Below are 24,026 nucleotides of genomic sequence, written 5' to 3' on the forward strand. Positions count from 1 at the left end.
AATTGTTTAATATAATTTTATAATTCAACCCAAAAGAGCAATAGGTAAATCCTATTGCTCTTTTGGGGATCAGAAACATAAGCTGGGAGACTGGAGGAGTTTAAATGAAAGCAGAGATTATAGCAGTGGGTACAGAACTTTTACTTGGTCAAATAGTGAATACGAATGCTCAGTTCCTATCGAAGGAGCTTGCCGCTATTGGCGTTGATGTATACTTTCAGACGGTTGTCGGGGATAATGCCAATCGAATGAAACAAGCGATAGAAACAGCGCGCAGCCGTGCAGATATTGTTATTTTTTCAGGCGGAATCGGTCCGACTCAAGATGATATTACAAAGGATGTTTTAGCTGAACTTCTGGGACTTAATCTTCTCATGGATCAGCGTTCCTTGGATCAAATTGAAAAAATGTTCACTAAACGTGGTACGGTGATGACGGAAAATAATAAACGTCAAGCTACTATTATAGAAGGAGCAAGTCCGTTGCTTAATGAAACGGGACTAGCACTTGGGAATGCGATCAGTCATGAAGGAACACACTTTATTATTCTTCCGGGTCCTCCGAAAGAGCTGAAGCCCATGTTTACAAATCAGGTCTTGCCTTGGTTGTATCAGCATGTACTAGCTGGCGAAATGCCGATATATTCAAAAATGCTTAAGTTCGCCGGTATCGGTGAATCCATGCTGGAGGACAAGCTGAAAGATTTAATCACGAGTCAAACTGATCCTACGATTGCACCTTACGCTAGTGAAGGAGAAGTTACCGTACGAATCTCAACGAAGGCTCAAAGCGAAAGGGAAGCCATGGTGAAGCTAAACGAGCTTGAGCTTCTTATTCAGCAGCGTTTACCTGAGCATATGTATGCAAGCCATGATATTCCGATAGAACATGTTATCGTTGAAATGATGGCAGATCGTGAACAGACGCTGGCAGCGGCTGAGAGTTGCACAGGAGGACTGTTGATGGCCCTCCTTACTTCTATTCCAGGCAGCGGAACCATGCTCCGGGGCGGATTTGTATGCTATTCTAATGAAATGAAAGAGAAGCTTCTGAATGTGCCGCATCACTATCTTGAAGGAGAAGATGCTCCTGGGGCCGTGAGTCCTGAAGTAGCGAAAGTACTCGCAGAACAAGCTCAAATGATTACAGATTCAGATTACGGACTATCTATTACGGGGGTAGCAGGCCCAGGATATTCGGAGCGGAAAGAAGTCGGTCTTGTATATATCGGTATAGCTGAACGAGACAAGGAGACCGAAGTTCATGAATTAAAACTGAGCGGTAATCGGGAGACGATTCGAATTCGTTCTGCGAAAACCATTCTGTATCGTTTGTGGCGCCGACTGGTTGAGAACGAAAAACTTCACTAGATGATCAGTTACAAAGTAAAATGAATAATAATAAGTTATAAATGTTTGACGCTTTTGTGTTGAACCAGTATACTACAAGTAATCGGAAGAACCGGGCGCAAATCATATTTGCTCAGGTTCTTCCTTTTTTTATGTTCTGAGGATCAGTGGGCCCCTGATCTCTCAAAAAAACGAATGTATGTTCTCAAAAAATGCTTGGCAAACGAGTCCAAAGAGAGTATCATAGAGTTATAAACATAGAAGGATGTGAGTTTATTGTCAGATCGTCGTGCAGCGTTAGATATGGCGCTACGTCAAATAGAGAAACAATTCGGTAAAGGTTCAATTATGAAACTGGGTGAATCAACTCACATGCAAGTAGAAATTGTACCCAGCGGATCGATTGCTTTAGATATTGCACTAGGAACCGGCGGTTTTCCAAGAGGTCGGATTATTGAAATATATGGACCAGAATCATCAGGTAAAACAACTGTAGCACTTCATGCTATTGCTGAAGTACAAAGAGCAGGCGGACAAGCTGCATTTATCGATGCAGAGCATGCGCTTGACCCGCAATATGCAAGTAATCTGGGTGTAAATATTGATGAATTGCTTCTTTCTCAACCAGATACAGGGGAGCAAGGTCTTGAAATTGCTGAAGCTCTTGTAAGAAGTGGTGCTGTTGATATTGTGGTTATTGACTCTGTTGCAGCACTTGTGCCTAAGGCAGAGATTGAAGGAGATATGGGTGATTCCCACGTAGGTCTCCAAGCTCGTCTGATGTCTCAAGCTCTTCGTAAGCTGTCTGGTGCAATCAGTAAGTCCAAGACGATTGCCATCTTTATCAATCAGCTTCGTGAAAAAGTTGGGGTTATGTTTGGTAACCCAGAGACAACACCAGGTGGACGCGCACTGAAGTTCTATTCCACAGTTCGTCTTGATGTACGACGGATTGAAAGCATTAAGATGGGTAACGATGTTGTCGGAAACCGTACAAGAATTAAAGTAGTCAAAAATAAAGTGGCTCCTCCGTTCAAACAAGCGGAAGTCGACATTATGTATGGTGAAGGGATTTCCAAAGAAGGAAGTCTAATTGATATCGGTGCTGAACAAGGGATTGTTGATAAGAGTGGTGCTTGGTATTCTTACAGCGGTGAACGTTTAGGTCAAGGCCGTGAAAATGCAAAACAATTCTTGAAAGAAAATGTTGCGATTGCTAGTACAATTGAGCAAAAAATTCGTGAAGCGAGCAATTTGACAACGGTTGTTGAAGCTCCTTCTGATTCAGACAAAGCGAAAGAAGAGAAAGAAGAAAAAGAATTGTTTGAGATCGAATAAGAGTATTTGCCAATTGTGTGAACAATAGTGTAAAGATAAGAAACCGCGGCTTATTTTTAGCTGCGGTTTTTTTGTTTTATGGCGTATGTTTGATAGACGATCGATAGTAGAACAAGTATGGGGGGACGGGCTAAATTGAGAGAATACGAAGAGTTTGATAACAATGAAGAAGCGCAAAGAGGCGTGAGCCACTTTCCTGAGCAAAAGCTTGAAATTACCCGTGTAGAGAAGATGAAAGGACGCAATGCCAGGTATATCATCTATTTTGGTGAATACGAATTATCCGTTCTTGAAGATGTGATGATTAAATATCGAATGATAAAAGGGAACGTTTTTCATAAAAATGAGTTGGAAGAAATCATAATTGCAGATGAAAGGCAGCGTGCTTATGTACAGGGACTTCGTTTTCTCGGACGAAAAGCAAGAACGCGGCTTGAAATATCAAAAAATTTAAAAGAAAAAGAGTTTACATTACCTATTATTGAAGAAATATTAACAAGACTTGAGCAAGAGGGACTCATTGACGATTCGTTATATGCTAAAGAATGGACTAGACAGCGTATTTCAAACCATCGCAAGGGAAAACTGTGGGTAGGTCAAGAGCTTCGTCAAAAAGGCATTGCCAAAGAAGACATTACGGAAGCTCTTGGTGAAATCAGTGTGGAAGAAGAGTGGAACAGCGCACTAATGGTTGGACGCAAAAAATGGAATCAGATCAAAGGCGATCTTAATGAAAAGAAACGTAAAACTTATCCCTTTTTAATGAGAAGAGGGTACTCTGGAGAAGTAACACGAAAGGTTATGGAAGAGCTTGTACGAGAGAACTCTGAGGAGGAACAGGAGTTTGATGAGTATTTTTAGTAAAATGTGGTAACTGAGGTCCCGAAAATGTTCATTCTCTTGACAATATCTTAACACGAATACTAAAATGTACATGAGCCTATACAACAAAAAAAGTATTTTTTCCTTCCAAAAAAGTACATTTGTTGTAGAGTCTTGTATAAAGGTTGTAGTGTAAGCCCGCCATGTCCTGCGGCGGTAGAGTGTACATGCCCTGGCGTGTACAAAAAAAGAAACAGTGAATTTTCACTGTATGGATTTTTTGTAAATGTGAAGTCTTGAAATGCAAAAAAACAAAACATGAATATCCCAAGGAGAAATCCCTTGGAGGAATCAACGAGGAGGTGAACAGAATGGATGCTATCGCCTGGTTAATTCTCGTTGTTGCCGCTTTAGTTTTTGGGATTATTGGGTTCCTTGCCGGATATTTTATTCGCAAATCTTTAGCTGAAGCTAAAATTTCCAGTGCTGAAGAAGCTGCAGTCCAAATCGTAGAAAATGCGAGAAAAGATGCAGAAGCACTGAAGAAAGAAACGGTACTTGAAGCGAAGGACGAAGTCCATCGTGTACGTACCGAAGCTGAAAAAGACATTCGTGAACGTCGAAATGAAATTCAACGACAAGAAAGACGATTGTTGCAAAAGGAAGAATCGCTGGATAAAAAAATGGATTCCTTGGAACGCAAAGAAGAACAAGTGGCCAACAAAGAGAAGCGAATTGATGAGACGCAGCAACAAATTGAAACAATCTACAAGAGTCAGGTAACGGAGCTTGAAAGAATCTCCAATCTGACGATGGAAGATGCTCGTAGCATCATTCTGTCCAATGTAGAGCAAGAAGTTCGTCATGAAACGGCTCAAATGATTAAGGATATTGAGCAACAAGCGAAAGAAGAGGCGGATAAGAAATCCCGCGAGATTATTACACTGGCTATCCAGCGTTGTGCAGCTGATCATGTTGCCGAGACTACAGTATCGGTCGTGACATTGCCTAACGAAGAGATGAAAGGACGTATTATCGGTCGTGAAGGCCGTAACATTCGTGCGCTTGAAACCCTTACAGGGATTGATCTCATTATTGATGATACTCCGGAAGCAGTTATTCTCTCTGGCTTTGACCCAATTCGCCGCGAGATTGCAAGAACCGCCTTGGAAAAACTAGTAGCAGATGGACGAATCCATCCTGCACGTATTGAAGAGATGGTTGAAAAATCTCGTAAAGAAGTGGATGAACGTATTCGTGAGTACGGTGAACAAGCTACCTTCGAGGTAGGAGTTCATGGATTACATCCAGATTTAATCAAAATTCTTGGACGACTTAAATTCCGTACCAGCTATGGACAAAACGTGTTGAAGCATTCGATGGAAGTTGCTTACCTGACAGGGCTAATGGCTGGAGAACTTGGTGAAGATATCGTACTTGCCAAGAGAGCTGGTCTACTGCATGACATTGGTAAAGCGCTGGATCACGAAGTGGAAGGTTCACACGTGGAAATTGGCGTGGAATTAGCGAAAAAATATAAAGAACATCCTGTTGTTATTAACAGTATTGCATCACATCATGGTGATGAAGAAGCCACTTCTGTTATTGCGATGTTGGTCGGAGCAGCTGATGCTTTGTCCGCGGCAAGACCGGGAGCACGTCGTGAAACACTGGAGACTTACATTAAACGCTTGGAAAAACTCGAAGCGATCTCCGAATCATTTGATGGAGTTGAAAAATCTTACGCGATTCAAGCAGGTCGTGAAATTCGCGTCATGGTACAACCAGATAAGATCGATGATGCTGAAGCGTTCCGCTTAGCACGCGATATTTCGAAAATGATTGAGAACGAACTAGATTATCCAGGACATATTAAAGTAACGGTCCTCCGAGAAACACGTGCGGTAGAATACGCTAAATAAGAATGAAACGAAGAAAAGTGGCCGAGCTTCGGCCACTTTTCTCATTCATAGATGATTAATTTTCTCGTATATAGGTTAAAAGGAGGCAACACACATTAAAGTTCTATTTATTGGAGACATAGTTGGTAGCGTTGGTCGGAAAGCATTGAAGGAAAACCTTCCATTACTCAAAACAAAATATAATCCTCATATCATTATTGCAAATGGTGAGAATTCAGCATCGGGCCGAGGGATAACTCAGTCCATTGCCAGACAATTCTTTGACTGGGGAGTTCATGGAATTACAATGGGGAATCACACTTGGGACAATCGTGATATTTTTGAATTTATCGATGATGAACCTCGCTTGATTCGTCCCGCTAATTTTCCGGAAGATTCCACACCAGGAAAAGGCCATGCAGTAATCAAGGCAAATGGAAAGGAATTGGCTATTGTTAATTTACAAGGCCGGACCTTTTTACCGGCGCTAGATGATCCTTTCCGCAAAGCCGATGAACTGGTGGATGAGCTCAAGAAGAAACATAAATGTATTCTCGTTGATTTTCATGCGGAGGCAACTTCCGAGAAAATTGCGATGGCCTATTATTTGGATGGCAGAGCTTCGGTTGTTGTAGGTACGCATACTCATGTGCAAACCAATGATGAGCGAATATTAGAGGAAGGCACTGCTGCGATCACCGATGTTGGGATGGTAGGACCGAAAGATGGAATTTTGGGTATGGAACGGGAAGCTGTAATTCATAAATTTCTAACCAGTCTGCCAGTACGATTTAATGTGGACGAAGGAAAATGGCATTTCCACGCGGTTATTGTTGATATCGATGAAAACACGGGTAAAGCAACAAAGATTGAAAAAATCCGGTTGGTCGAAGATGAGTGGCGAATGGAATAAAGGATTCGTTAGACCTCTTTTGGCCAGGACGCAAGCACCTGATAAAAAGAAGGAATCTTTTACATTCTCGCGAATAACATTTATTAGAGTCTGTTCAATCAAAAGATCAAGCTAAAAACATTCGGGCGGACTATTGCATGCACCAAAGAGGGCGAGATATTCAGTTCAGTAGCTGCATTTGTCACATGTTGGACCATGTCGTGGAAACAATCCATCATCCTATTCCCAGGGGAGGTACTTACCATGGACGTATTAAAAGTTTCAGCCAAGTCCAATCCGAATTCAGTCGCAGGTGCATTAGCAGGTGTTCTAAGAGAACGCGGAAATGCTGAACTGCAAGCGATTGGTGCAGGAGCTCTTAATCAAGCAATAAAAGCAGTAGCCATTGCCCGGGGATTTGTGGCACCGAGCGGAGTTGATCTTATTTGTATCCCTGCCTTTACGGATATCGTAATCGACGGGGAGGACCGGACAGCAATTAAATTGATTGTAGAACCCAGATAAATAAGTCGTAATCTTAGCCTGTTTGCACTCGTTGCAAATGGGCTTTTTTGCGTATCCATGCATATAAAAAGAATGAGTACATGATGAGCTTCTTATGGCGGTAATGCTAAAAAGGTGAAGGGAGTTCTTTTATGAAGCTAGATATTCCAGTTGTTGATATGCACTGTGATGTACTATATAAAATGCAGTTGGAACCGAGTCTTGAGTTTCTAAACGATTCTAAACTAGACGTAACGATAAGCAGGCTACAGGAGGGGAAGGTAGCACTTCAAACATTTGCAATATATTTATCCGAACGGCTGGGTACACCGCGATTTGAACATGTCTATAAACAATTAGAGATATATGACAGCCTAATCGAGCAAAAGAGCTATACGGAGGGTTTACGGCCTTTACGATGGAAACAAGATGCAGAGGAACTTCGTAATTTTATTTATCAAGAGGAATGGAAGCAAAGGAATCAAATATGGAGTTTGTTATCACTTGAAGGTGTGGATGGTCTTGAAGGGAATCTTTCTTATCTAGATCTCATTTATGAAAAGGGTGTTCGGTTTATTGGTGTCACGTGGAATTATGCGAACTGGGCAGCAGATGGAATATTGGAAGAACGAAATGGAGGCTTTACGAACAAGGGGAAGGCGCTCATTAAGAAATGTAATGATATAGGACTAATTATAGATGTATCACATTTATCAGAGGCAGGGTTTTGGGAGCTTACAGATATGTCAGAACAACCGGTGATTGCTTCCCATTCCAATGTAAAATCAATTTGTCCCAATCCTCGTAACCTTACTGATAATCAGATTCGTGCGATCATTACACTGAATGGACGAATCGGTATGACATTTGTACCGTGGTTTGTGAAAAAGGAAGGAAAAGTAACGAAAGCCGATCTCTTAAAACATATCGATCACGTTTGTGCTTTGGGAGGGGCCGACCATATCATGTTTGGATCGGACTTTGATGGTATACCTCAGTGGATAGAAGGTCTTGAACATCCAGGTAAGTATCCTGATCTTGTAGAACTATTGCAGAAACACTATCCCGAGACATTAGTCAGACAGTTTATGTATGATAATATGCTTTCATTTCTATGTGAAAATTTAAAGGGAAAACCTTGATTTATATTCATAAAAAGAATTGAAAGTGAAGGATGCCTTTTCAATTTGGTCTTAATGTGGGTATAATATAGGACGGACCAAATATATAGACAGAGAATTAAGGAGTGTTATTTGAAATGACTAAAACAGTACCAGTAGGTGTGTCTGCACGTCACATCCATCTAACCCAAGAACATGTTGAAGCTTTGTTTGGAGCTGGATATCAATTGACTGAATTTAAACCGTTGTCCCAACCTGGACAATTTGCAGCGAACGAAACCGTTGCTGTTATTGGACCAAAAGGCCAATTTGATAAAGTTAGAATTTTGGGACCGGCACGTCCGGCAAGCCAATTGGAAATCTCTCGTACCGATTCTTTTGCAATCGGAGTAAAAGCTCCAGTTCGTGAATCAGGATCTATTGAAGGTACACCTGGTGTTACTCTAAAAGGACCAGCAGGCGAAGTAACTTTGGAAGAAGGCGTGATTGTAGCTGCAAGACACATTCATTTCCATACTTCTGATGCAGAAAAATGGGGCATTAAAGATAAAGATATGTTAAAAGTTCGCCTTGGCGGAGAACGTGGTCTTGTTTTGGAAAATGTCATTGCACGCGTATCTGATTCCTTTGCTCTTGATATGCATATCGATACAGACGAAGCAAACGCAGCTGGTGCTAAAACTGGTGATGTAGCAGAAATTATTGGCTAAACATCCGTCCTTATAAGTACGAAATAAGAAAGGGTTGTTCCGGTGGGTTTTTTAAACCAAAGGGGACAACCCTTTTTTTGTATGTTTATGATGGGGAAGTACGGTAGATATGGACTGTGAATCATGATATAATTTGATGTAATGCCTTTTTGAGTTGGATATTGATGATCGATGATGGATAGGAAATACGAAATAGATTTAGCGTAAGGAGTGACCGATCTACCATGACGAAAGATACAAAGGATTACTCCAAGTATTTTGATTTTTCGGATGCAAAAGTACTCTCTGAGGATGAATTCGGCAAAAAAATCCGGATTCGTGGACGTGAAATCAATATTATATCGGAGCCTAATCACAAACGCGAGAAACAACGGGGGAAAGAGAATATTGAGGTATTGTATGATAATGCAATTCCTGAGGAACTAAAAGCGATCGGTAAAGGAAAACATTATCTGGTATATACTTATGGATGCCAGATGAATGAACATGATTCTGAGACGATCAAAGGGATGCTGGAAGAGATGGGGTATCAGCCGACCGAAGATCGTAAGGAAGCGGATATCATTCTTTTAAACACTTGTGCAATTCGTGAAAATGCCGAAGACAAAGTATTCGGAGAATTAGGTCATCTGAAACATCTGAAGACGGAGAAACCGGATTTGTTACTTGGTGTATGTGGATGTATGTCACAAGAAGAAAATGTAGTAAACCGTATCCTGCAGAAGCATGGGTTTGTCGATATGATTTTTGGAACACATAATATTCATAGACTGCCTTATCTAATCAAAGAAGCTTACTTTAGCAAAGAAATGGTCGTTGAAGTGTGGTCCAAAGAAGGCGATATTATTGAAAATATGCCTAAGAAACGTCAAGGTTTGCGGGCATGGGTTAACATTATGTATGGATGCGACAAGTTCTGCACCTACTGTATTGTTCCATTCACCCGCGGTAAAGAGCGTAGCCGCCGGCCTGAAGATGTAATTGCGGAAGTCCGTGACTTAGCTCGCCAAGGTTTTAAAGAGATCACCCTGCTAGGGCAGAACGTGAATGCGTATGGTAAAGACTTTACGGATATTAAGTATGGTTTTGGTGATCTCATGGACGAGATTCGCAAAATTGATATTCCAAGAGTGCGTTTCACAACTTCGCATCCGCGTGATTTTGACGATCATCTCATTGAAGTACTTGCCAAAGGCGGAAATCTGGTGGAACATATTCACCTTCCAGTGCAATCGGGAAGTACTGAGGTACTGAAAAAAATGAGTCGCAAGTATTCTCGTGAACGTTATCTTGAGCTTGCACACAAAATTAAACAAACCATCCCTGGTGCTGTCCTGACAACGGACATCATTGTTGGTTTCCCTGGCGAGACAGATGAACAGTTTGAAGATACACTGTCACTCGTTCGGGAAGTGGGATTTGACTTTGCATATACCTATATTTATTCACCACGTGAAGGAACGCCGGCTGCCGTAATGGAAGACAACGTTCCGATGGAAGTGAAGAAAGAACGTCTCCAGCGTTTGAATAAAGCCGTTCAAGAATACAGCTTTGAAGCACACGAGCGAATGAAAGGACAAATAGTCGAAGTTCTTGTAGAAGGAGAAAGCAAGAATAATGACGAAGTACTGTCTGGTCGAACTCGTGGAAACAAACTTGTTCATTTTGAAGGACCAAAAGAATTAATTGGTACTTTTGTACAAGTGGAAATCAAAGATGCTAAATCCTGGTACATTAAGGGTGATTGGATCCCTTTACCACAAGCGGCAAATAACTGATATATACAACAAGAGATACATTGCAATATGAGTCAACCTAACAGAATGGAGCGATCATTATGGAAAGCGATCAACTGAAAGTCAATCAATATGGTATGCCTTCATTTCGAACGCGGGATCTCATTATACGCGATGATATTATGAATAAGGCCAAGGAGCTCGCTGATTTAATCGGTACGAGCGAAGAAGTTCAACATTTTAAACAAGCTGAGGCTAAAATTCAAGAACATGAACGGATTCAAGGACTCATCCAAAAGATGAAAAAGAAACAGAAGGAAATTGTAGCTTTTGAGTCTTTTCAAAATAAAGAAATGGTTGCGAAGATTGAAGCTGAGATCGAGCAACTACAGGATGAGATTGATGGCATTCCGCTAGTTACTGAATTCCAACAAAGCCAGAGTGATATAAACTATTTATTACAGCTTGTGATGTCAGTCATCCACGATACGGTCTCCGAGAAAGTGAACGTGGAGACAGGAACGGATGCACCTCCATCGCAATGTGATTAATACAGTATAGGGTGCGGAAATGTTTCCGTACTCTTTTTCTGTATAATTAAATGGATGATAAGAGTAGAGCATAGGATACAGGGTATTCTAAAGTACGAACAGCATGAGGGGAGTTACACAATGAAGATAATTGAACAAATGGTACAAGATGCAGACGACCGCTTTTGGGGGCTGCTAGGCTGCAAATTGATTGAAGCTACAGATAACAAAGTTACGGTTTCTATGATTGCGGAGAAAAAACATACGAATTCTATGGGAATCGTACATGGAGGAGTTTTATCATCCCTAATGGATCAAACAATGGGGATGGTAGCCGTAGCGAGAAAACAAATAGATAACTGTGTTACTACAAATCTAAACGTTCATTATTTAGCACCGATGCATGAAGGGGAACTTTTGGTAACAGCCGAAGTGATTCATGAAGCGGGAAGAAGTTTAACAACAAGAGCAGAAGTGAAAAATGCAGATGGAGTGTTAGGCTGTATGGCTACAGCTTCTTTCCGTTTAGTTGTTCCTAAGAAATAAAGGAGTCAACAGGATTAGCTTACCTTCATATGGATACGGTTGACAAACAAGATAATGATGTCATAATGAAAATATCAAAATGAAATCATAGCGGTGATAATAGATGAACGAGGAAATCAACCATTTTGCAGGAGATAATGATCCGGATCGAATGCTTCAAAAAAAGAAGTATCGGACACCTGATGGTGTACCAGCAGACATTGTCATGTTTACATTAACGAAGCGTGAGCGTAAGACGGTCACCAAAACTCTTCCCATTAGGGAACTCAAGGTGATGCTGATTAAACGTAAATCTTGGCCTTTTGCTGGAAAATGGGCTTTGCCAGGTGGATTTTGTCAAGAAAATGAATCTATTTACGATGCAGCAAAACGTGAGCTCATGGAAGAGACCGGTGTAGATGGCGGACATCTAGAGTATCTTGGGGTATATAGTCGACCAGGAAGAGACCCGCGCGGTTGGATTATTTCTCATGCGTTTTTTGCTCTTGTGGAAGAATGGATGCTTGAACATAGGCAAGCAACAGATGACGCAGAAGAAGTAGGGCTATTTACGATAGAAGAAGCACTTTATAAGCTGGAACTTGGCTTCGATCACCGAACGATCATAGAAGATGCCTATAGAAGGATACAAGAGCAGATGCTGCAAACAACCATTGCAAGGCAATTTTTGCCTCGTCATTTTACGCTCAGTGAATTATATCAGGTTATTCAGAGTGTCGTTCCTGATTTTGAGGAACCCAATTTCATTCGTAAAATCACTTCAACGAGAAGCCGCAAGGGAATTATTGAAGAAGTGAGAGATGAAGAGGGAAATCCGCTTAGCTCGAATCAGTATTCCCAACGTCCAGCGCAGCTCTACCGATTTACTGACCTGAGGCCAAGACTATCCATTTATACGTAAAGAAAAGATGAGGAGTGAAAAGGATGAAAGCTTTGATCGTCATTGACTACACAAAAGATTTTGTGGATGGCAATTTACCCGTTGGGGAACCCGCAATCGCTATTGAGGAAAGAGTCGTGGACATTACAAAACAGTTTATACATAATAATGATTATGTTGTAATGGCCGTTGATTTACATGATGAGAAGGATCACTTTCATCCGGAAACTTCGTTATTCCCCCCCCATAATATTCGAAATACAGCGGGGAGAGAACTTTACGGCAGACTCGGCACATTGTACGAAGACAATAAAGAATCCATTTATTTTATGGATAAAACACGATATAGTGCCTTTGCGGGCACGGATCTTGAGATGAAACTGCGTGAGCGCGGAATTACCGAGGTTCATTTGATTGGGGTATGCACCGATATATGTGTACTCCATACTGCAGTTGATGCATACAACAAAGGTTTTTCCATCACGGTATACGAGGATGCAACTGCCAGTTTTAACGCAGAAGGTCATGTGTGGGCACTGGGACATTTTAAGAATAGTCTAGGTGCAACCGTGACGAAGCAGACCCGATAATCATACCAATAGAAATTGTTTGCGGCTTCACTAGAGGCCTGAGAGGATGAGACAGATGCAAACCACAAGCCTGGCATTACATACGGATAAATATCAAATTAATATGATGTACGCGCATTGGGTGAACGGAACTCACAAACGCAAGGCCGTATTTGAGGCTTATTTCCGCAAGTTGCCTTTTAAAAATGGTTACGCCGTTTTTGCAGGACTTGAACGGATTGTACATTATATTAGTAACCTCAGATTCACAATGGAGGACATTAAATATTTATCCAGCCAGGAGGAAAATTATGATCCGGCATTTCTTGAAGAATTGCTGCAGTTTACTTTCCAAGGCACGATTTATGCAATGAAAGAAGGGGCACTCGTATTTCCAGATGAGCCGCTAGTCCGCGTCGAAGGAAATATTATGGAAGCTCAGCTTGTTGAGACTGCGATCTTAAACTTTATGAACTATCAAACGTTGATCGCTACCAAGGCTTCTCGAATTAAACAAGTATCCGGCGACAATAAATTACTAGAGTTTGGTACAAGAAGAGCGCAAGAAGCTGATGCGGCAATATGGGGAGCTCGTGCTGCCTATGTGGCAGGTTTTGATGCGACATCTAACATGCTTGCTGGTGAGCAGTTTGGTATTCCAACAGCAGGTACGCATGCGCATTCTTGGGTTCAAAGTTTTGAAAGCGAGCAGGAGGCATTTGATGCCTATGCAAAAGTAATGCCCGACCAGGTAACACTTCTTGTCGATACTTTTGATACGCTCGGAAGCGGTGTACCTCATGCCATTGAGACGGCAAAGAAACTGGAAGCCCAAGGTAAGAAAATGAATGCTATTCGGCTCGATAGTGGTGACCTTGCTTACCTATCTATTCAGGCAAGAAAAATGCTTGATGAAGCCGGTTTTCCATATGTTAAAATTGTAGCTTCTAATGATTTGGACGAACACACCATATTCAATCTAAAAGCTCAGGGAGCACAGATTGACACTTGGGGCGTGGGTACTCAGCTCATTACAGCAGCAGATCAACCTTCACTTGGCGGCGTCTATAAGTTAGTAGAACGTGAAGTGAGAGGGGGCATGCAGCCGACAATCAAGATCTCTGCGAATCCCGAGAAAGTAACGACACCGGGTAAAAAAGAAGTGTACCGGCTTGTAGATCCTAAGACGAACAAAGCCATCGCTGATTATATTTGCTATCCCGACGATGAACAGCCAAAGCAGAAAGAACCATTGCAACTATTTAATCCCGTACATCCTTACATGAAGAAGACGATTAAAAATTACGATGTTGTGACTATGCTTGAGCCTATATTTGTTGAAGGGAAGAAAGTTTACGAACTGCCTACGTTAGAACAAATTCGCGAGTATCATCGCGAGCAGATTGGTATGTTCTGGCCAGAATATTTACGTAAGTTAAATCCAGAAATCTACCGGGTGAACATTAGCCCAGCTGCCTGGAATCTAAAACAAAAAATGATTTCGGACTATATTCAGTCTTAATGAATTCAACAGTAAAGGAATTCATGAAAAAGGGTCGCCGAAAGGCGGCCTTTTTCATTGTTGAAATACTCACTGATTTACCCGGGAAATAATTGCTTTATTATTCAAAAATTATTTCTCGGGAAAGCGCACGAGATGGCATTTCCCGTCAAAATACTACTGACTATAGCACATAAAAGTAGAATTGTGTCTATGTGTTTCTCACCTCATATATAGGGTAATTTTTATGAAGAGAGTTGTTATATAACTTATGGAAAATGGTAGCAAGTTATGTAACAATGGGAGCATGTAAAGTATACAAGCATGGATAAAGAGGAGAGATCGAGAAATGAACGAAGTAAAAGATCAGACGTTTCAAGCATATATGGTTCGTAAAGATGACAATGGGTTTCGAGCAGGGGTGGAACAGCTTACACTAGCCGATTTGCCTGAAGCGGATGTTACGATTCAAGTAGAATACTCTAGTGTCAATTATAAAGACGGACTGGCTAGCATAGAAGAAGGAAAAGTCGTTCGTGGATATCCGGTTATTCCAGGGATTGATCTCGCTGGGACGGTTCTTGAGTCATCAGATGTTAGGTTTAAAAAAGGAGATAAGGTACTCGCGACAGGATATGAACTGGGTGTGAAACACTTTGGCGGTTATAGTCCTTATGCGAAAGTACCCGGTGATTGGCTTGTACCTCTGCCTGATGGTTTAACAACCAAAGAAGCAATGGCGATTGGTACAGCAGGATTTACGGCTGCGATGTCAGTAGAGAGTCTGCTGCGTACAGGTATAAACCAAAATTCCGGTCCGGTTCTTGTAGCTGGTGCGAGCGGGGGAGTTGGAAGTATGGCAATTTCGATATTATCTGCCCTTGGTTTTGAAGTAACCGCAAGTACAGGAAAGAAAGAACAGGAACAGGAACTACTTCAGAAGCTTGGGGCAACACAGGTAATAACACGAGAAGAAGCTTATGAGACGGGAAAAGGTCCTTTGTCTGCTGAACGTTATGCAGGGGTAGTTGATCCTGTAGGAGGCAAAATGCTGCAGAGTGTGCTTGGATCCGTGAAATACGGAGGAGGAGTGGCTCTTTCTGGTATGACAGGCGGTTATCAGTTTGAATCCAGTGTCATTCCATTTATTTTACGCGGGGTACAGCTCATCGGTATTGATTCTGTATATTGTCCGGCTGATAGACGTGCTCAGCTTTGGAAACATCTCGGTAAAGAATGGAAACCCACATCGGCGCTGCAACTGGTCGTAAATGAAATTTCGCTTGAAGAACTGCCAGCCACGTTAAATCGGATCTTGGATGGTAAAGCAGTTGGACGAACTGTTGTGAAGTTGTCATAGAATAAAGAAGACTGCCACGGACTGTTATATAGACACACTTTATGATGGGTTAAGCTACGGTTCTACTTCCATTAAACAAACAAGGCAACTGATGATAGCGACAGTTTGCCTTGTTTGTTGTGTTTCTATAAGTTAACTGTTTTTATATATCTCTCGCATAATATGGCGTAATTCTGGAGCAATAATCCGGGTGATGGCAAGTTTTACTGCCCCCCTCGATCCGGGCATCGAAAATACAGCTTTAGAACCAATTGTTCCCCCAACCGCTCTACTTAAAATAGCAGCTGTGCCGATATCCTCGGTAAAACTTAGGTATCGGAATATTTCTCCAAACCCTGGAAGTTCTTTGTCGAGCAGAGAGTGTACAGCTTCGTACGTATTGTCACGCGGTGAAATTCCCGTACCCCCTGTTAGCAATATTGCCTCGATATCATCTCTCATTACCGCTTGATGAATGACGGACTGTATAGTAGCCGTCTCATCAGGGATAATGATATAATCGACAACAGCGTAGCCGTTTGTAAGAAGAAGTTCCTGCATGAGTTGCCCACCGGTATCTGTATCTTTGGTACGTGTATCGGATACCGTAATGACCATACAGTTTACATTAGTTGGCGCCTCCTGTTTATGCTCTTCGACAGAATTCATAAAGATCAATCCTCCAAAATCAAGATATGAATCTACTTTAGTCGATTACTTCACCAGACGCAAACGAAGCGGATATTTGTTGGGTATTAGAAGACAAATGAAGCAGCTACATATTAAATACCATGAATCATTTAGTCGCTGAATAAAATGAAATGCACCTGATGGGAAGGAAGTAGGAAAGATGACAACGGAGCAAACTACTAACAATAAGAAAATACCTGTATATATTTTATCTGGATTTTTAGGAAGCGGAAAAACAACATTATTAGTAAAGCTGCTTGCGTATTGGAAAAGTAAAGGAATGACGCCTGCTGTTGTAATGAATGAGCTGGGGGAGGTTAACCTTGACGGTGAAATCATTGGAAAAGATGTAAGCATGGCTGAAATACTTGGTGGATGTATTTGCTGTTCTGTACGAGGTGACCTTGCTCCGCAGCTTGTGGAATTGGTACAACGTTCCTCTCCTGATGTGATTGTGATTGAAGCAACGGGGGCTGCAAATCCAGTAGAAATTTTAGATGGAATTGCGGACACGTCTTTATATGTGAAACTTGAAATCAGGGAATTGATCTCTGTAGTAGACAGCATTCACTTACTAGATACGTACAGGAAGCAGAAAGGTAAAACTTTTCGATTGATGCAAGAGCAAATTCGTGCTGCTTCTCAATTGCTGCTGAACAAAATCGATCTTGTCACTGAAGAGGAACGTCAGGAGCTGGGGGAGTGTTTACGCAGATGGAACCCACATGCTGAGATTCATGTGACGAACTACGGTGCCACTTCACCTACAGCGATCTTAAGAGAGAATGAACTTCCAGGCGTGTCTGCCGATCACCGTTCTGCATCCGCATATGAGGAGAGTCATAATAGTTCAGAATCTGATCATGCTCATTCACATGATCATGTAATGGCTTATACTCATTATTTCTCAAAACCGATTAATAGTGTGCAGTTCGAATCGTGGTTAAAGCAGTTACCAAGAGATATCTACCGTGCAAAAGGAATTGTCACTTTTTCGGATACCAATAGTCGGTTTTTGTTCCAGTTTGCTTATCGTGAAACAGATTTCACGAAACTCGGAAGCAGTGATCGTTTAGAAGATGTAGGTGTTTTTATCGGAGAACATTTCTCAAAAACAGAGTTAGAGCAGTCATTACGGCAGCTTGAAGCTTATGAAGAACCGGCGGAATGAAAAATATAACGTAAAAAGTCGAATTATAAGTATTGTCAATGCATATTGATTAGCGTATCGGTTCTTCGGGTAATAGAAGAACAAATAGCGAATACGCGGAGGTATATCACAATGACAATGACAAACTTAGAGATCGACAAGCAAACCAAAATTGCAGCATGTATTGAAGCAATGAATGCGTGTAATAAATGCTATGTATCCAGCTTAAAAGAATATGATCTAGCTTCCCTGTGGGAAAGCATGAAGTATAATAAAGAAGCAGCCGAAATTTGCAGCTTTGCAGCAGCAGCCCTTAGCCGTGGAACGGTATTTGAACAAGAAATTCTGGCTCTTGTAGTAAAAGCTTGTGAACAATGTGCAAATGAAAGCGAGAAATTCGAACATATTCATTGCCAAAGCAGTGTAGAAGCATGCCGTCGCTGTGCTGAGATCTGCTCAACACTGAGCTTGACCGTATGATGTGTTGTTCCCTTTTATATATGAGTAGGAAAGAGAAGTAGCAGAAGAAGGAGTTTCATCCTTGTTCTGCTTTTTTTAATTTTCATTTTAATTACTCTATTCTGTTTTAAGTTTATTTCTCTAAAGAAGTTAATGAGATAAACTTAAAAGTACAGAAAGACAGAAACTTCTAAAGGAGTTAATGCCATGTGGGAAGAAAACTGTGTTGAAACAGATAGAGGGCGATTTGAGTACTTTGTATGCGGAGAAGGTGAACCATTAGCAATCACACATTTCTATATGGCTTTTGATGTTCGAGGAAGTTTGTTTGCGAGTCCATTTACTGAACAATATAAGGTGTATTTAATTAATGTGAGGGGAGCGGGGAAATCAGCTGAAATTGAAAGCGATAGTCAATTAAGGTTAAAAGAAATGGTTAAAGATTTAGAAGCGATTAGAGAAGCGTTTGGTTTGGAAAAATGGGCTTTTGCAGGTCATTCAACTGGAGGAATGCTTGCACTACAATATGCCATTGAAGCACCCAATTCGCTAATAAAAGTAATCGCCGGATGTACCGCTGCAAGTAACGAATACGCTAGACACCCAAAAAGCATTTATTGTACGGAGAATAAAAATTTTCAGCGGATTATTAAAATTATGGAGTTGCTTAATAGTTCGAATACAATACAAGAAGACCGTGAGAAATTAAGCTACGAATGGGCTTTAATGTCGTATCATTCTGAGGAAAAATTAAAGCAAGCATTAACACGTCCGAACAGTGGACGAACCATTGGGAGAAGTCTTGATTATTTTAGAAAAATAGAAATGAAAGACTTTGACCTTCGTGATCAATTAAATAAGATACATATTCCTACCTATGTGTTTGCAGGAAAATATGACGCACAATGTCCAGTTGAATATTGTATTGAAATAGCAACATTAATACCTGATGCCAAATTGACGGTTTTTGAAAAATCGAATCATAATCCATTCATAGAGGAAGAAGAAGCATTCAAAGATTTCGTGAAATTAACATTATCATCCGGATCATGACCATTTTACTTTGCCAAAGAATCAACAATTTAGTTAAACAGAGTCTCTACCCCAAAAATATTTCGCCAAAAGAAAGTTGCGCTTTAGAAATACTAAATGTATAATATTACAAAATTATACATTCGATGATCAAGAGAGTAATCCAGGACACCGTATTGTTAGCGAACCGGGATGGTGGAAGCCGGTATGCAGGATCTGGTATGAAACGCACTTGGGAGATGGTATGCCGAAATCGCAGTAGGCGTATCCGGTCATTGCGGACGTTACCCGCATATAAGGGGAATAGATACACCTCAATCGTTATGTATTTGGCAGAAGCGAATTGTTGATCTATTCACATAGAGTGGTACCGCGGGAATAATAGCTCTCGTCTCTGATATACAGAGATGAGGGCTTTTTTTGATATCCAATTTTAAAGGAGTGTAGGAAGGATGTTAACGAAAAAGATTGCTGGGATTTTAGATTTACATGTAGATATGACAGCGCAAGAGATAGAGTCTATGTTAGAACAGCCACCCCAACCTGAAATGGGTGATGTTGCCTTTCCATGTTTTTTGCTGGCTAAATCACTGAAGAAATCACCCGCGATCATAGCAGCTGAACTGGCAGCTTCTATTCAAGAATCCGGAATAACAGCAGTGGCAACGGGTCCATATGTCAATTTCTTTTTTCAACGGAGTACTGCTGCCGAGGCAATATTTGCTCAGTTAAGTCAACCAGGCTTTGGGAAGCTTTCTATAGGGGAAGGGAAAAAAGTAGTCATTGATATGTCTTCTCCCAACATAGCTAAACCTTTTGGAGTAGGCCATCTTCGTTCAACAGTTATTGGTGCCGCTCTATATCGAATGTACGAAATCGCAGGATACAGCGTAGAAAATGTAAATCACCTTGGAGATTGGGGAACCCAGTTTGGTAAACAAATCGCGGCTTACAAAAGATGGGGGGATGACGCTAAGCTGGCGAAAGAGCCCATCAAGGAATCACTTAATTTATATGTAAAGTTCCATGATGAAGAAGAGGATGATCAGACGCTCAGCCAAGAAGCAAGAGAATGGTTTCGTAAGTTAGAACAAGGTGATGAGGAAGCCACTAGATTATGGAACTATTTTGTTAAGATCAGTATGCAGGAATTTGACCGGATGTATAAGCGTCTTGGCGTAGACTTTGACCATGTTCTTGGCGAAAGCTTCTATATCGATAAAACGGCAGGGATTGTGACAAAGCTCCAGGAGTCAGGTCTTCTCATTGAAAGCGATGAAGCGCTCGTTGTCCCGCTGGAAGAGGAAGGAATGCCGCCTTGTCTTATTATTAAGCAGGATGGAACGACGATTTACCCTACAAGAGATCTCGCGACCGCTTTTTATCGCCGTGAAGTAATGGGCGCAGATGAAATCCTTTATGTAGTCGGTGCGGAGCAAAAGCTTCATTTTCAGCAGGTCTTCGCAGTTCTTCGCAAGTTGGGCGAGTCTTGGGCGGAAGACTGCATCCATGTTCCGTTTGGTTTAATGAAATTTGAAGGGCGTAAAATGTCCACAAGACGGGGGAAAGTCGTTTTTCTGGAAGAGGTTCTTGACGAAGCCGTTCAGCGGGCACATAAAATTATTAATTTAAAGAATCCGAATCTGCCCAATGCAGAAGAGGTAGCTGAACAGGTAGGAATAGGAGCGATTGTATTTGGAGATCTCAAAAATCATCGATTAAATGAGGTCGATTTTTCACTCGAAGAGGCGCTTAGTTTTGAAGGCGAAACAGGCCCGTATGTGCAATATGCGTATGCGAGAATTCAAAGTCTTCTTACAAAAGCACAAGAAATCCTTCCACAGGGCAATGCAAGGTCCTATATAGCGTTAGATAAAATATCAATAAGTGATGCTGCTTGGCATTTGTTAAAACATCTCTCAAGATACCCTGAGTATCTTGAAAAAGCAATCCGTTTAAAAGAACCTTCTGTACTCGCAAGGTATGTTATTGATACGGCTCAGTTATTTAATCGTTTATATCATCAAGAACGTATTCTGGATGGTGAACCGCAAGAACTGGAGTATAAGCTATATATAGCACAAGTAACAGGTGAACGGATTCATCAGATCCTCACCTTGCTTGGAGTGAAAACACCGGAACGTATGTAATCTATAAACGTGCAGGCGAGGAGGAGAGGTCTTGGTCATTCAATTAGATGAAGTATCAAAGAGGTATGGTGAGAAAGTTGTGATCTCGGATGTTTCTCTGCAAATTAATCAGGGAGAGTGTCTTGTGCTGATGGGTGATAATGGATCAGGCAAAACCACCCTCCTTCGATTACTTGCGGGGTTAATCTACCCAACGGAAGGAAAAGTGCTAAGGAAAATAACTGGAGGCACTAAAAAGACATTAATAAGAAGAACAGGATATGCGATTGATCGTTTACCAGTAACTAATTTTACAGCAGAAGATTATTTACTTGCCATGGGATTAATGCAAGGGCTCAGTAAAAAGGAAACTCTGTATCAAACGGGAGTATGGTTTGAATTATTTGGACTTATGGAGGATAAAAATGAGCTGATTGCTTCTTATTCGAAGGGGATGAGACAGAAGGTAAATATCATGCAAAGCTTGTTAGGGGATCCAGAACTTTTGCTGCTCGATGAGCCTTTGTCTGGATTAGATCGGAATTCTCAAAAGAATTTGATCCAATTACTATCAGAGTATAAGAAAACAAAGATGACCTTAGTATGCGCTAGTCATGAACAATTAATTGTAAGCGAACTTGCAGATCGCGTAGTAGAAATGCATAGGGGAAAATTGATACGATTGCTGCAGCCAGAAGAAATAGTAACCGTAGATACCACCCTAGTTCGAGTTACCAATCTTTCCGAAGCAGACGCAAAAATCCTTTCTACCGCTGAAGGCATCATTGAACTTAGTACACAGTCAAAAAAAGAAGCTGAACCCGAAATAACGATCATTATGCACTCTAGCCATAGCGATATTTTACTAGCACAAATCCTAGCAAAAGGCGGATCGATACAATCCGTGACCAGAGAAGAAAAATAAACGGTTTTGAAAGGAGGGAAAAAGTTGATCTTATCTAATATAACGTATCTTCTCCGTACCTATCTGAGATCAAATGCTTATTTTGTACCTTGTGTTCTATATGTTTTCATTACGATGTTATTGTATTCCTATAAGCCGAATCCGATTGCTGATAGTTACAGTATAACGGCAATATTTCTCTTTTTTATATCTTGCTGGGTAGGAAGAAGTTTATATCATGCAGAAAGCCCAGATCAGCGGGCCGTTACACTTACCCATTCTCCACATAGGTGGAAATACTATTTATCGGAATGGTTATCTGCTATCGCAGTGACCTTCATTTTAGCAACTATCGCAATCCTTTATCCGGTTATTACAATGATGTTTCAAGGTTTTCCAAATGTGAATGAATGGGTTACAGCGATCAGCGGGCATTTCACGCTCGGGATTTTAGGATCGTCTTTAGCACTGCTAACCCAGCGAAGTATGATTCCTCAATTGAATTATGGATTAAATCTCCTTATTTTATGGTCCATTGCAGGCGTATTGCATACACAATTGATAGCAATCCTGCCTGATTCCGTCCAATTTATAAGCTGGGTTTTACCTCCGGTATTACCACTTATTCAACAAATGCTCACACCTGAATCGATTTGGCCTATGTTAGGTTTGGTGATTTATTCAATTGTATACGCTGTTATCTTAGGTTCATGTTATGTTTATCTATCTTCCAAAAAAAGAGATGTCATGTTATAACGCTTACATCTTTTTTTGTTCATACATGTAAACGCTATCTTTCTGGAATTATTTATTTTTAATAAAAAAACGTTATTTTGTGTTACGATTACTTACATTATCATTGATTTTTATCAAATATCGTTAATTACATATATAGTTTCCTCTCCAAGAAGGTTTTACAATATAAGCAAGAGGAGGGGGAACAATGTCACAGATCTCTACGGACACTAGAGTGGCGGAGCGCAAAAAAACAAGAGGTCTAGCGGTTCGGTTATGGAAACAATGGGAGCTCCAGCTTATGGTGATCCCGGCTTTGATCATTGTATTCATATTTAGCTATATTCCGATGTACGGTGTGCTGATGGCCTTTCAGGATTACAGTATCTTTGATGGATTTTGGGCTAGCCCTTGGGTAGGATTTAAACATTTTGAAATGTTCTTTAATGCACCTGAATTCTGGACCATTATGAGAAATACGCTCGTCATTAGTGCGTTAAAGTTAATCATTGGTTTTCCTGCTCCCATTATTCTAGCGCTGATGTTAAATGAAGTTAAACAAATGGCATTTAAACGAGTGATTCAGACCATTAGTTATTTACCTCATTTTCTGTCTTGGGTTATTGTTGCTGGATTTGCAATGTCAATCCTCTCAACGGATAACGGTAGCTTAAATATTTTATTGCAGTCCCTGCATGTAATTGATGAACCTATTGGGTTCCTTGGGACAGCTGAATATTTCTGGACAATTCTTGTAAGTACAAATGTATGGAAAGAAATTGGTTTTAACTCGATTGTATACTTAGCGGCGATCGCAGGAATTAACCCAAGTCTATATGAAGCGGCGGAGATGGACGGTGCAAGCCGATTAAAACAAATTTCGTTTATTACGATACCTTCCATTATGCCCGTGATTATTATTTTCTTTATCCTTGCGATTGGTAACTTATTAAATGCAGGTTTCGAAGACATCTTGCTGCTTGGTTCAAACCCGGTTCTCCGAGATGTTTCCGATGTTATTGACACCTATGTTTACCGAATTGGTATAGAGAATCAGCGTTTTTCTTACGCGACAGCTGCTGGACTTTTTAAAGCCGTTATCAGTGTAACTCTCCTTACGGTAGCTAACTATATCGCACGCAGATCGGGGAACAGCTTATGGTAGGATTCATCGTGCAACAAGGAGATA

General features: G+C 41.0%; 23 protein-coding genes and 1 other annotated feature. Of the genes, 22 read left to right on the plus strand and 1 reads right to left on the minus strand.

All coding sequences use genetic code 11. From position 1 onward, the window contains the following. The first annotated feature begins 104 nt into the window (after nt 1–104). The 15 genes from H9647_RS04380 to H9647_RS04450 all read left to right on the plus strand — a co-directional run bounded on the left by H9647_RS04380 (nt 105) and on the right by H9647_RS04450 (nt 15,759). Nucleotides 105–1,370: a competence/damage-inducible protein A gene (locus H9647_RS04380; RefSeq protein WP_191798489.1), complete on the plus strand. Its 1,266-nt coding sequence runs from the start codon at nt 105–107 to the stop codon at nt 1,368–1,370. 255 nt (nt 1,371–1,625) lie between these two features. After that, nucleotides 1,626–2,687, plus strand: coding sequence for a recombinase RecA (gene recA, locus H9647_RS04385; RefSeq protein ID WP_191798490.1), 1,062 nt, complete (start codon nt 1,626–1,628; stop codon nt 2,685–2,687). A gap of 117 nt (nt 2,688–2,804) precedes the next feature. Further along, complete coding sequence (locus H9647_RS04390) at nt 2,805–3,548, plus strand: regulatory protein RecX (protein WP_191798491.1); 744 nt, start codon at nt 2,805–2,807, stop codon at nt 3,546–3,548. A gap of 332 nt (nt 3,549–3,880) precedes the next feature. Continuing rightward, nucleotides 3,881–5,431, plus strand: a complete 1,551-nt coding sequence (gene rny, locus H9647_RS04395) for a ribonuclease Y (RefSeq protein WP_191798492.1) — start codon at nt 3,881–3,883, stop codon at nt 5,429–5,431. 94 nt (nt 5,432–5,525) lie between these two features. Then, nucleotides 5,526–6,323: a TIGR00282 family metallophosphoesterase gene (locus H9647_RS04400; RefSeq protein ID WP_191798660.1), complete on the plus strand. Its 798-nt coding sequence runs from the start codon at nt 5,526–5,528 to the stop codon at nt 6,321–6,323. A 243-nt stretch (nt 6,324–6,566) separates the two neighbouring features. Continuing rightward, entirely contained in the window at nt 6,567–6,827 is a 261-nt protein-coding gene (locus H9647_RS04405; RefSeq protein WP_007430104.1) for a stage V sporulation protein S, read from the plus strand. A 131-nt stretch (nt 6,828–6,958) separates the two neighbouring features. Then, nucleotides 6,959–7,948, plus strand: coding sequence for a dipeptidase (locus tag H9647_RS04410; RefSeq protein ID WP_191798493.1), 990 nt, complete (start codon nt 6,959–6,961; stop codon nt 7,946–7,948). Between the two features lie 116 nt (nt 7,949–8,064). After that, the gene (gene pduL, locus H9647_RS04415; RefSeq protein WP_191798494.1) at nt 8,065–8,637 is read left to right on the plus strand and encodes a phosphate propanoyltransferase; all 573 of its coding nucleotides are present in this window, start codon (nt 8,065–8,067) and stop codon (nt 8,635–8,637) included. Nucleotides 8,638–8,861: 224 nt separating this feature from the next. Continuing rightward, the gene (gene miaB / locus H9647_RS04420; protein WP_191798495.1) at nt 8,862–10,415 is read left to right on the plus strand and encodes a tRNA (N6-isopentenyl adenosine(37)-C2)-methylthiotransferase MiaB; all 1,554 of its coding nucleotides are present in this window, start codon (nt 8,862–8,864) and stop codon (nt 10,413–10,415) included. Between the two features lie 59 nt (nt 10,416–10,474). Continuing rightward, complete coding sequence (locus H9647_RS04425; RefSeq protein WP_191798496.1) at nt 10,475–10,924, plus strand: RicAFT regulatory complex protein RicA family protein; 450 nt, start codon at nt 10,475–10,477, stop codon at nt 10,922–10,924. 120 nt (nt 10,925–11,044) lie between these two features. Continuing rightward, nucleotides 11,045–11,449: a PaaI family thioesterase gene (locus H9647_RS04430; protein ID WP_191798497.1), complete on the plus strand. Its 405-nt coding sequence runs from the start codon at nt 11,045–11,047 to the stop codon at nt 11,447–11,449. Between the two features lie 103 nt (nt 11,450–11,552). Continuing rightward, nucleotides 11,553–12,350 carry an NUDIX hydrolase gene (locus tag H9647_RS04435; RefSeq protein ID WP_191798498.1) on the plus strand — a complete coding sequence of 266 codons (798 nt, stop codon included), beginning with the start codon at nt 11,553–11,555 and terminating at the stop codon, nt 12,348–12,350. 23 nt (nt 12,351–12,373) lie between these two features. Then, complete coding sequence (locus H9647_RS04440) at nt 12,374–12,919, plus strand: cysteine hydrolase family protein (RefSeq protein WP_191798499.1); 546 nt, start codon at nt 12,374–12,376, stop codon at nt 12,917–12,919. 55 nt (nt 12,920–12,974) lie between these two features. Next, the gene (locus H9647_RS04445) at nt 12,975–14,420 is read left to right on the plus strand and encodes a nicotinate phosphoribosyltransferase (protein ID WP_191798661.1); all 1,446 of its coding nucleotides are present in this window, start codon (nt 12,975–12,977) and stop codon (nt 14,418–14,420) included. A 328-nt stretch (nt 14,421–14,748) separates the two neighbouring features. After that, the gene (locus tag H9647_RS04450) at nt 14,749–15,759 is read left to right on the plus strand and encodes an acrylyl-CoA reductase family protein (RefSeq protein WP_191798500.1); all 1,011 of its coding nucleotides are present in this window, start codon (nt 14,749–14,751) and stop codon (nt 15,757–15,759) included. A gap of 132 nt (nt 15,760–15,891) precedes the next feature. Here H9647_RS04450 and H9647_RS04455 read toward each other — a convergent pair whose 3' ends face one another. After that, a complete protein-coding gene (locus tag H9647_RS04455; RefSeq protein WP_191798662.1) occupies nt 15,892–16,413 on the minus strand; it encodes a MogA/MoaB family molybdenum cofactor biosynthesis protein in 522 nt (173 codons plus the stop codon). 175 nt (nt 16,414–16,588) lie between these two features. Here H9647_RS04455 and H9647_RS04460 point away from each other — a divergent pair, with 175 nt between their 5' ends. The 7 genes from H9647_RS04460 (at nt 16,589) to H9647_RS04490 (ending at nt 24,002) form a co-directional block, all read left to right on the plus strand. Further along, nucleotides 16,589–17,599 carry a CobW family GTP-binding protein gene (locus H9647_RS04460; RefSeq protein WP_191798501.1) on the plus strand — a complete coding sequence of 337 codons (1,011 nt, stop codon included), beginning with the start codon at nt 16,589–16,591 and terminating at the stop codon, nt 17,597–17,599. Between the two features lie 111 nt (nt 17,600–17,710). Then, on the plus strand, nt 17,711–18,058 hold the full coding sequence (locus H9647_RS04465) for a four-helix bundle copper-binding protein (RefSeq protein ID WP_404822571.1): 348 nt from the start codon (nt 17,711–17,713) through the stop codon (nt 18,056–18,058). Between the two features lie 186 nt (nt 18,059–18,244). Next, a complete protein-coding gene (locus H9647_RS04470) occupies nt 18,245–19,090 on the plus strand; it encodes an alpha/beta fold hydrolase (protein ID WP_191798502.1) in 846 nt (281 codons plus the stop codon). 116 nt (nt 19,091–19,206) lie between these two features. Next, nucleotides 19,207–19,468: a binding site (T-box leader), on the plus strand. Nucleotides 19,469–19,521: 53 nt separating this feature from the next. Continuing rightward, nucleotides 19,522–21,219 (plus strand): arginine--tRNA ligase, encoded by a 1,698-nt coding sequence (argS, locus tag H9647_RS04475; RefSeq protein ID WP_191798503.1) that lies wholly within the window; start codon nt 19,522–19,524, stop codon nt 21,217–21,219. 31 nt (nt 21,220–21,250) lie between these two features. Next, complete coding sequence (locus H9647_RS04480) at nt 21,251–22,123, plus strand: ATP-binding cassette domain-containing protein (RefSeq protein WP_191798504.1); 873 nt, start codon at nt 21,251–21,253, stop codon at nt 22,121–22,123. Nucleotides 22,124–22,147: 24 nt separating this feature from the next. Next, nucleotides 22,148–22,858: a hypothetical protein gene (locus H9647_RS04485; RefSeq protein WP_191798505.1), complete on the plus strand. Its 711-nt coding sequence runs from the start codon at nt 22,148–22,150 to the stop codon at nt 22,856–22,858. Between the two features lie 187 nt (nt 22,859–23,045). Continuing rightward, nucleotides 23,046–24,002, plus strand: a complete 957-nt coding sequence (locus H9647_RS04490) for an ABC transporter permease (protein WP_191798506.1) — start codon at nt 23,046–23,048, stop codon at nt 24,000–24,002. Nucleotides 24,003–24,026: the final 24 nt, after the last annotated feature.

The organism is Paenibacillus gallinarum (genome assembly GCF_014836635.1).
GTDB classification, from domain to species: domain Bacteria; phylum Bacillota; class Bacilli; order Paenibacillales; family Paenibacillaceae; genus Paenibacillus; species Paenibacillus gallinarum.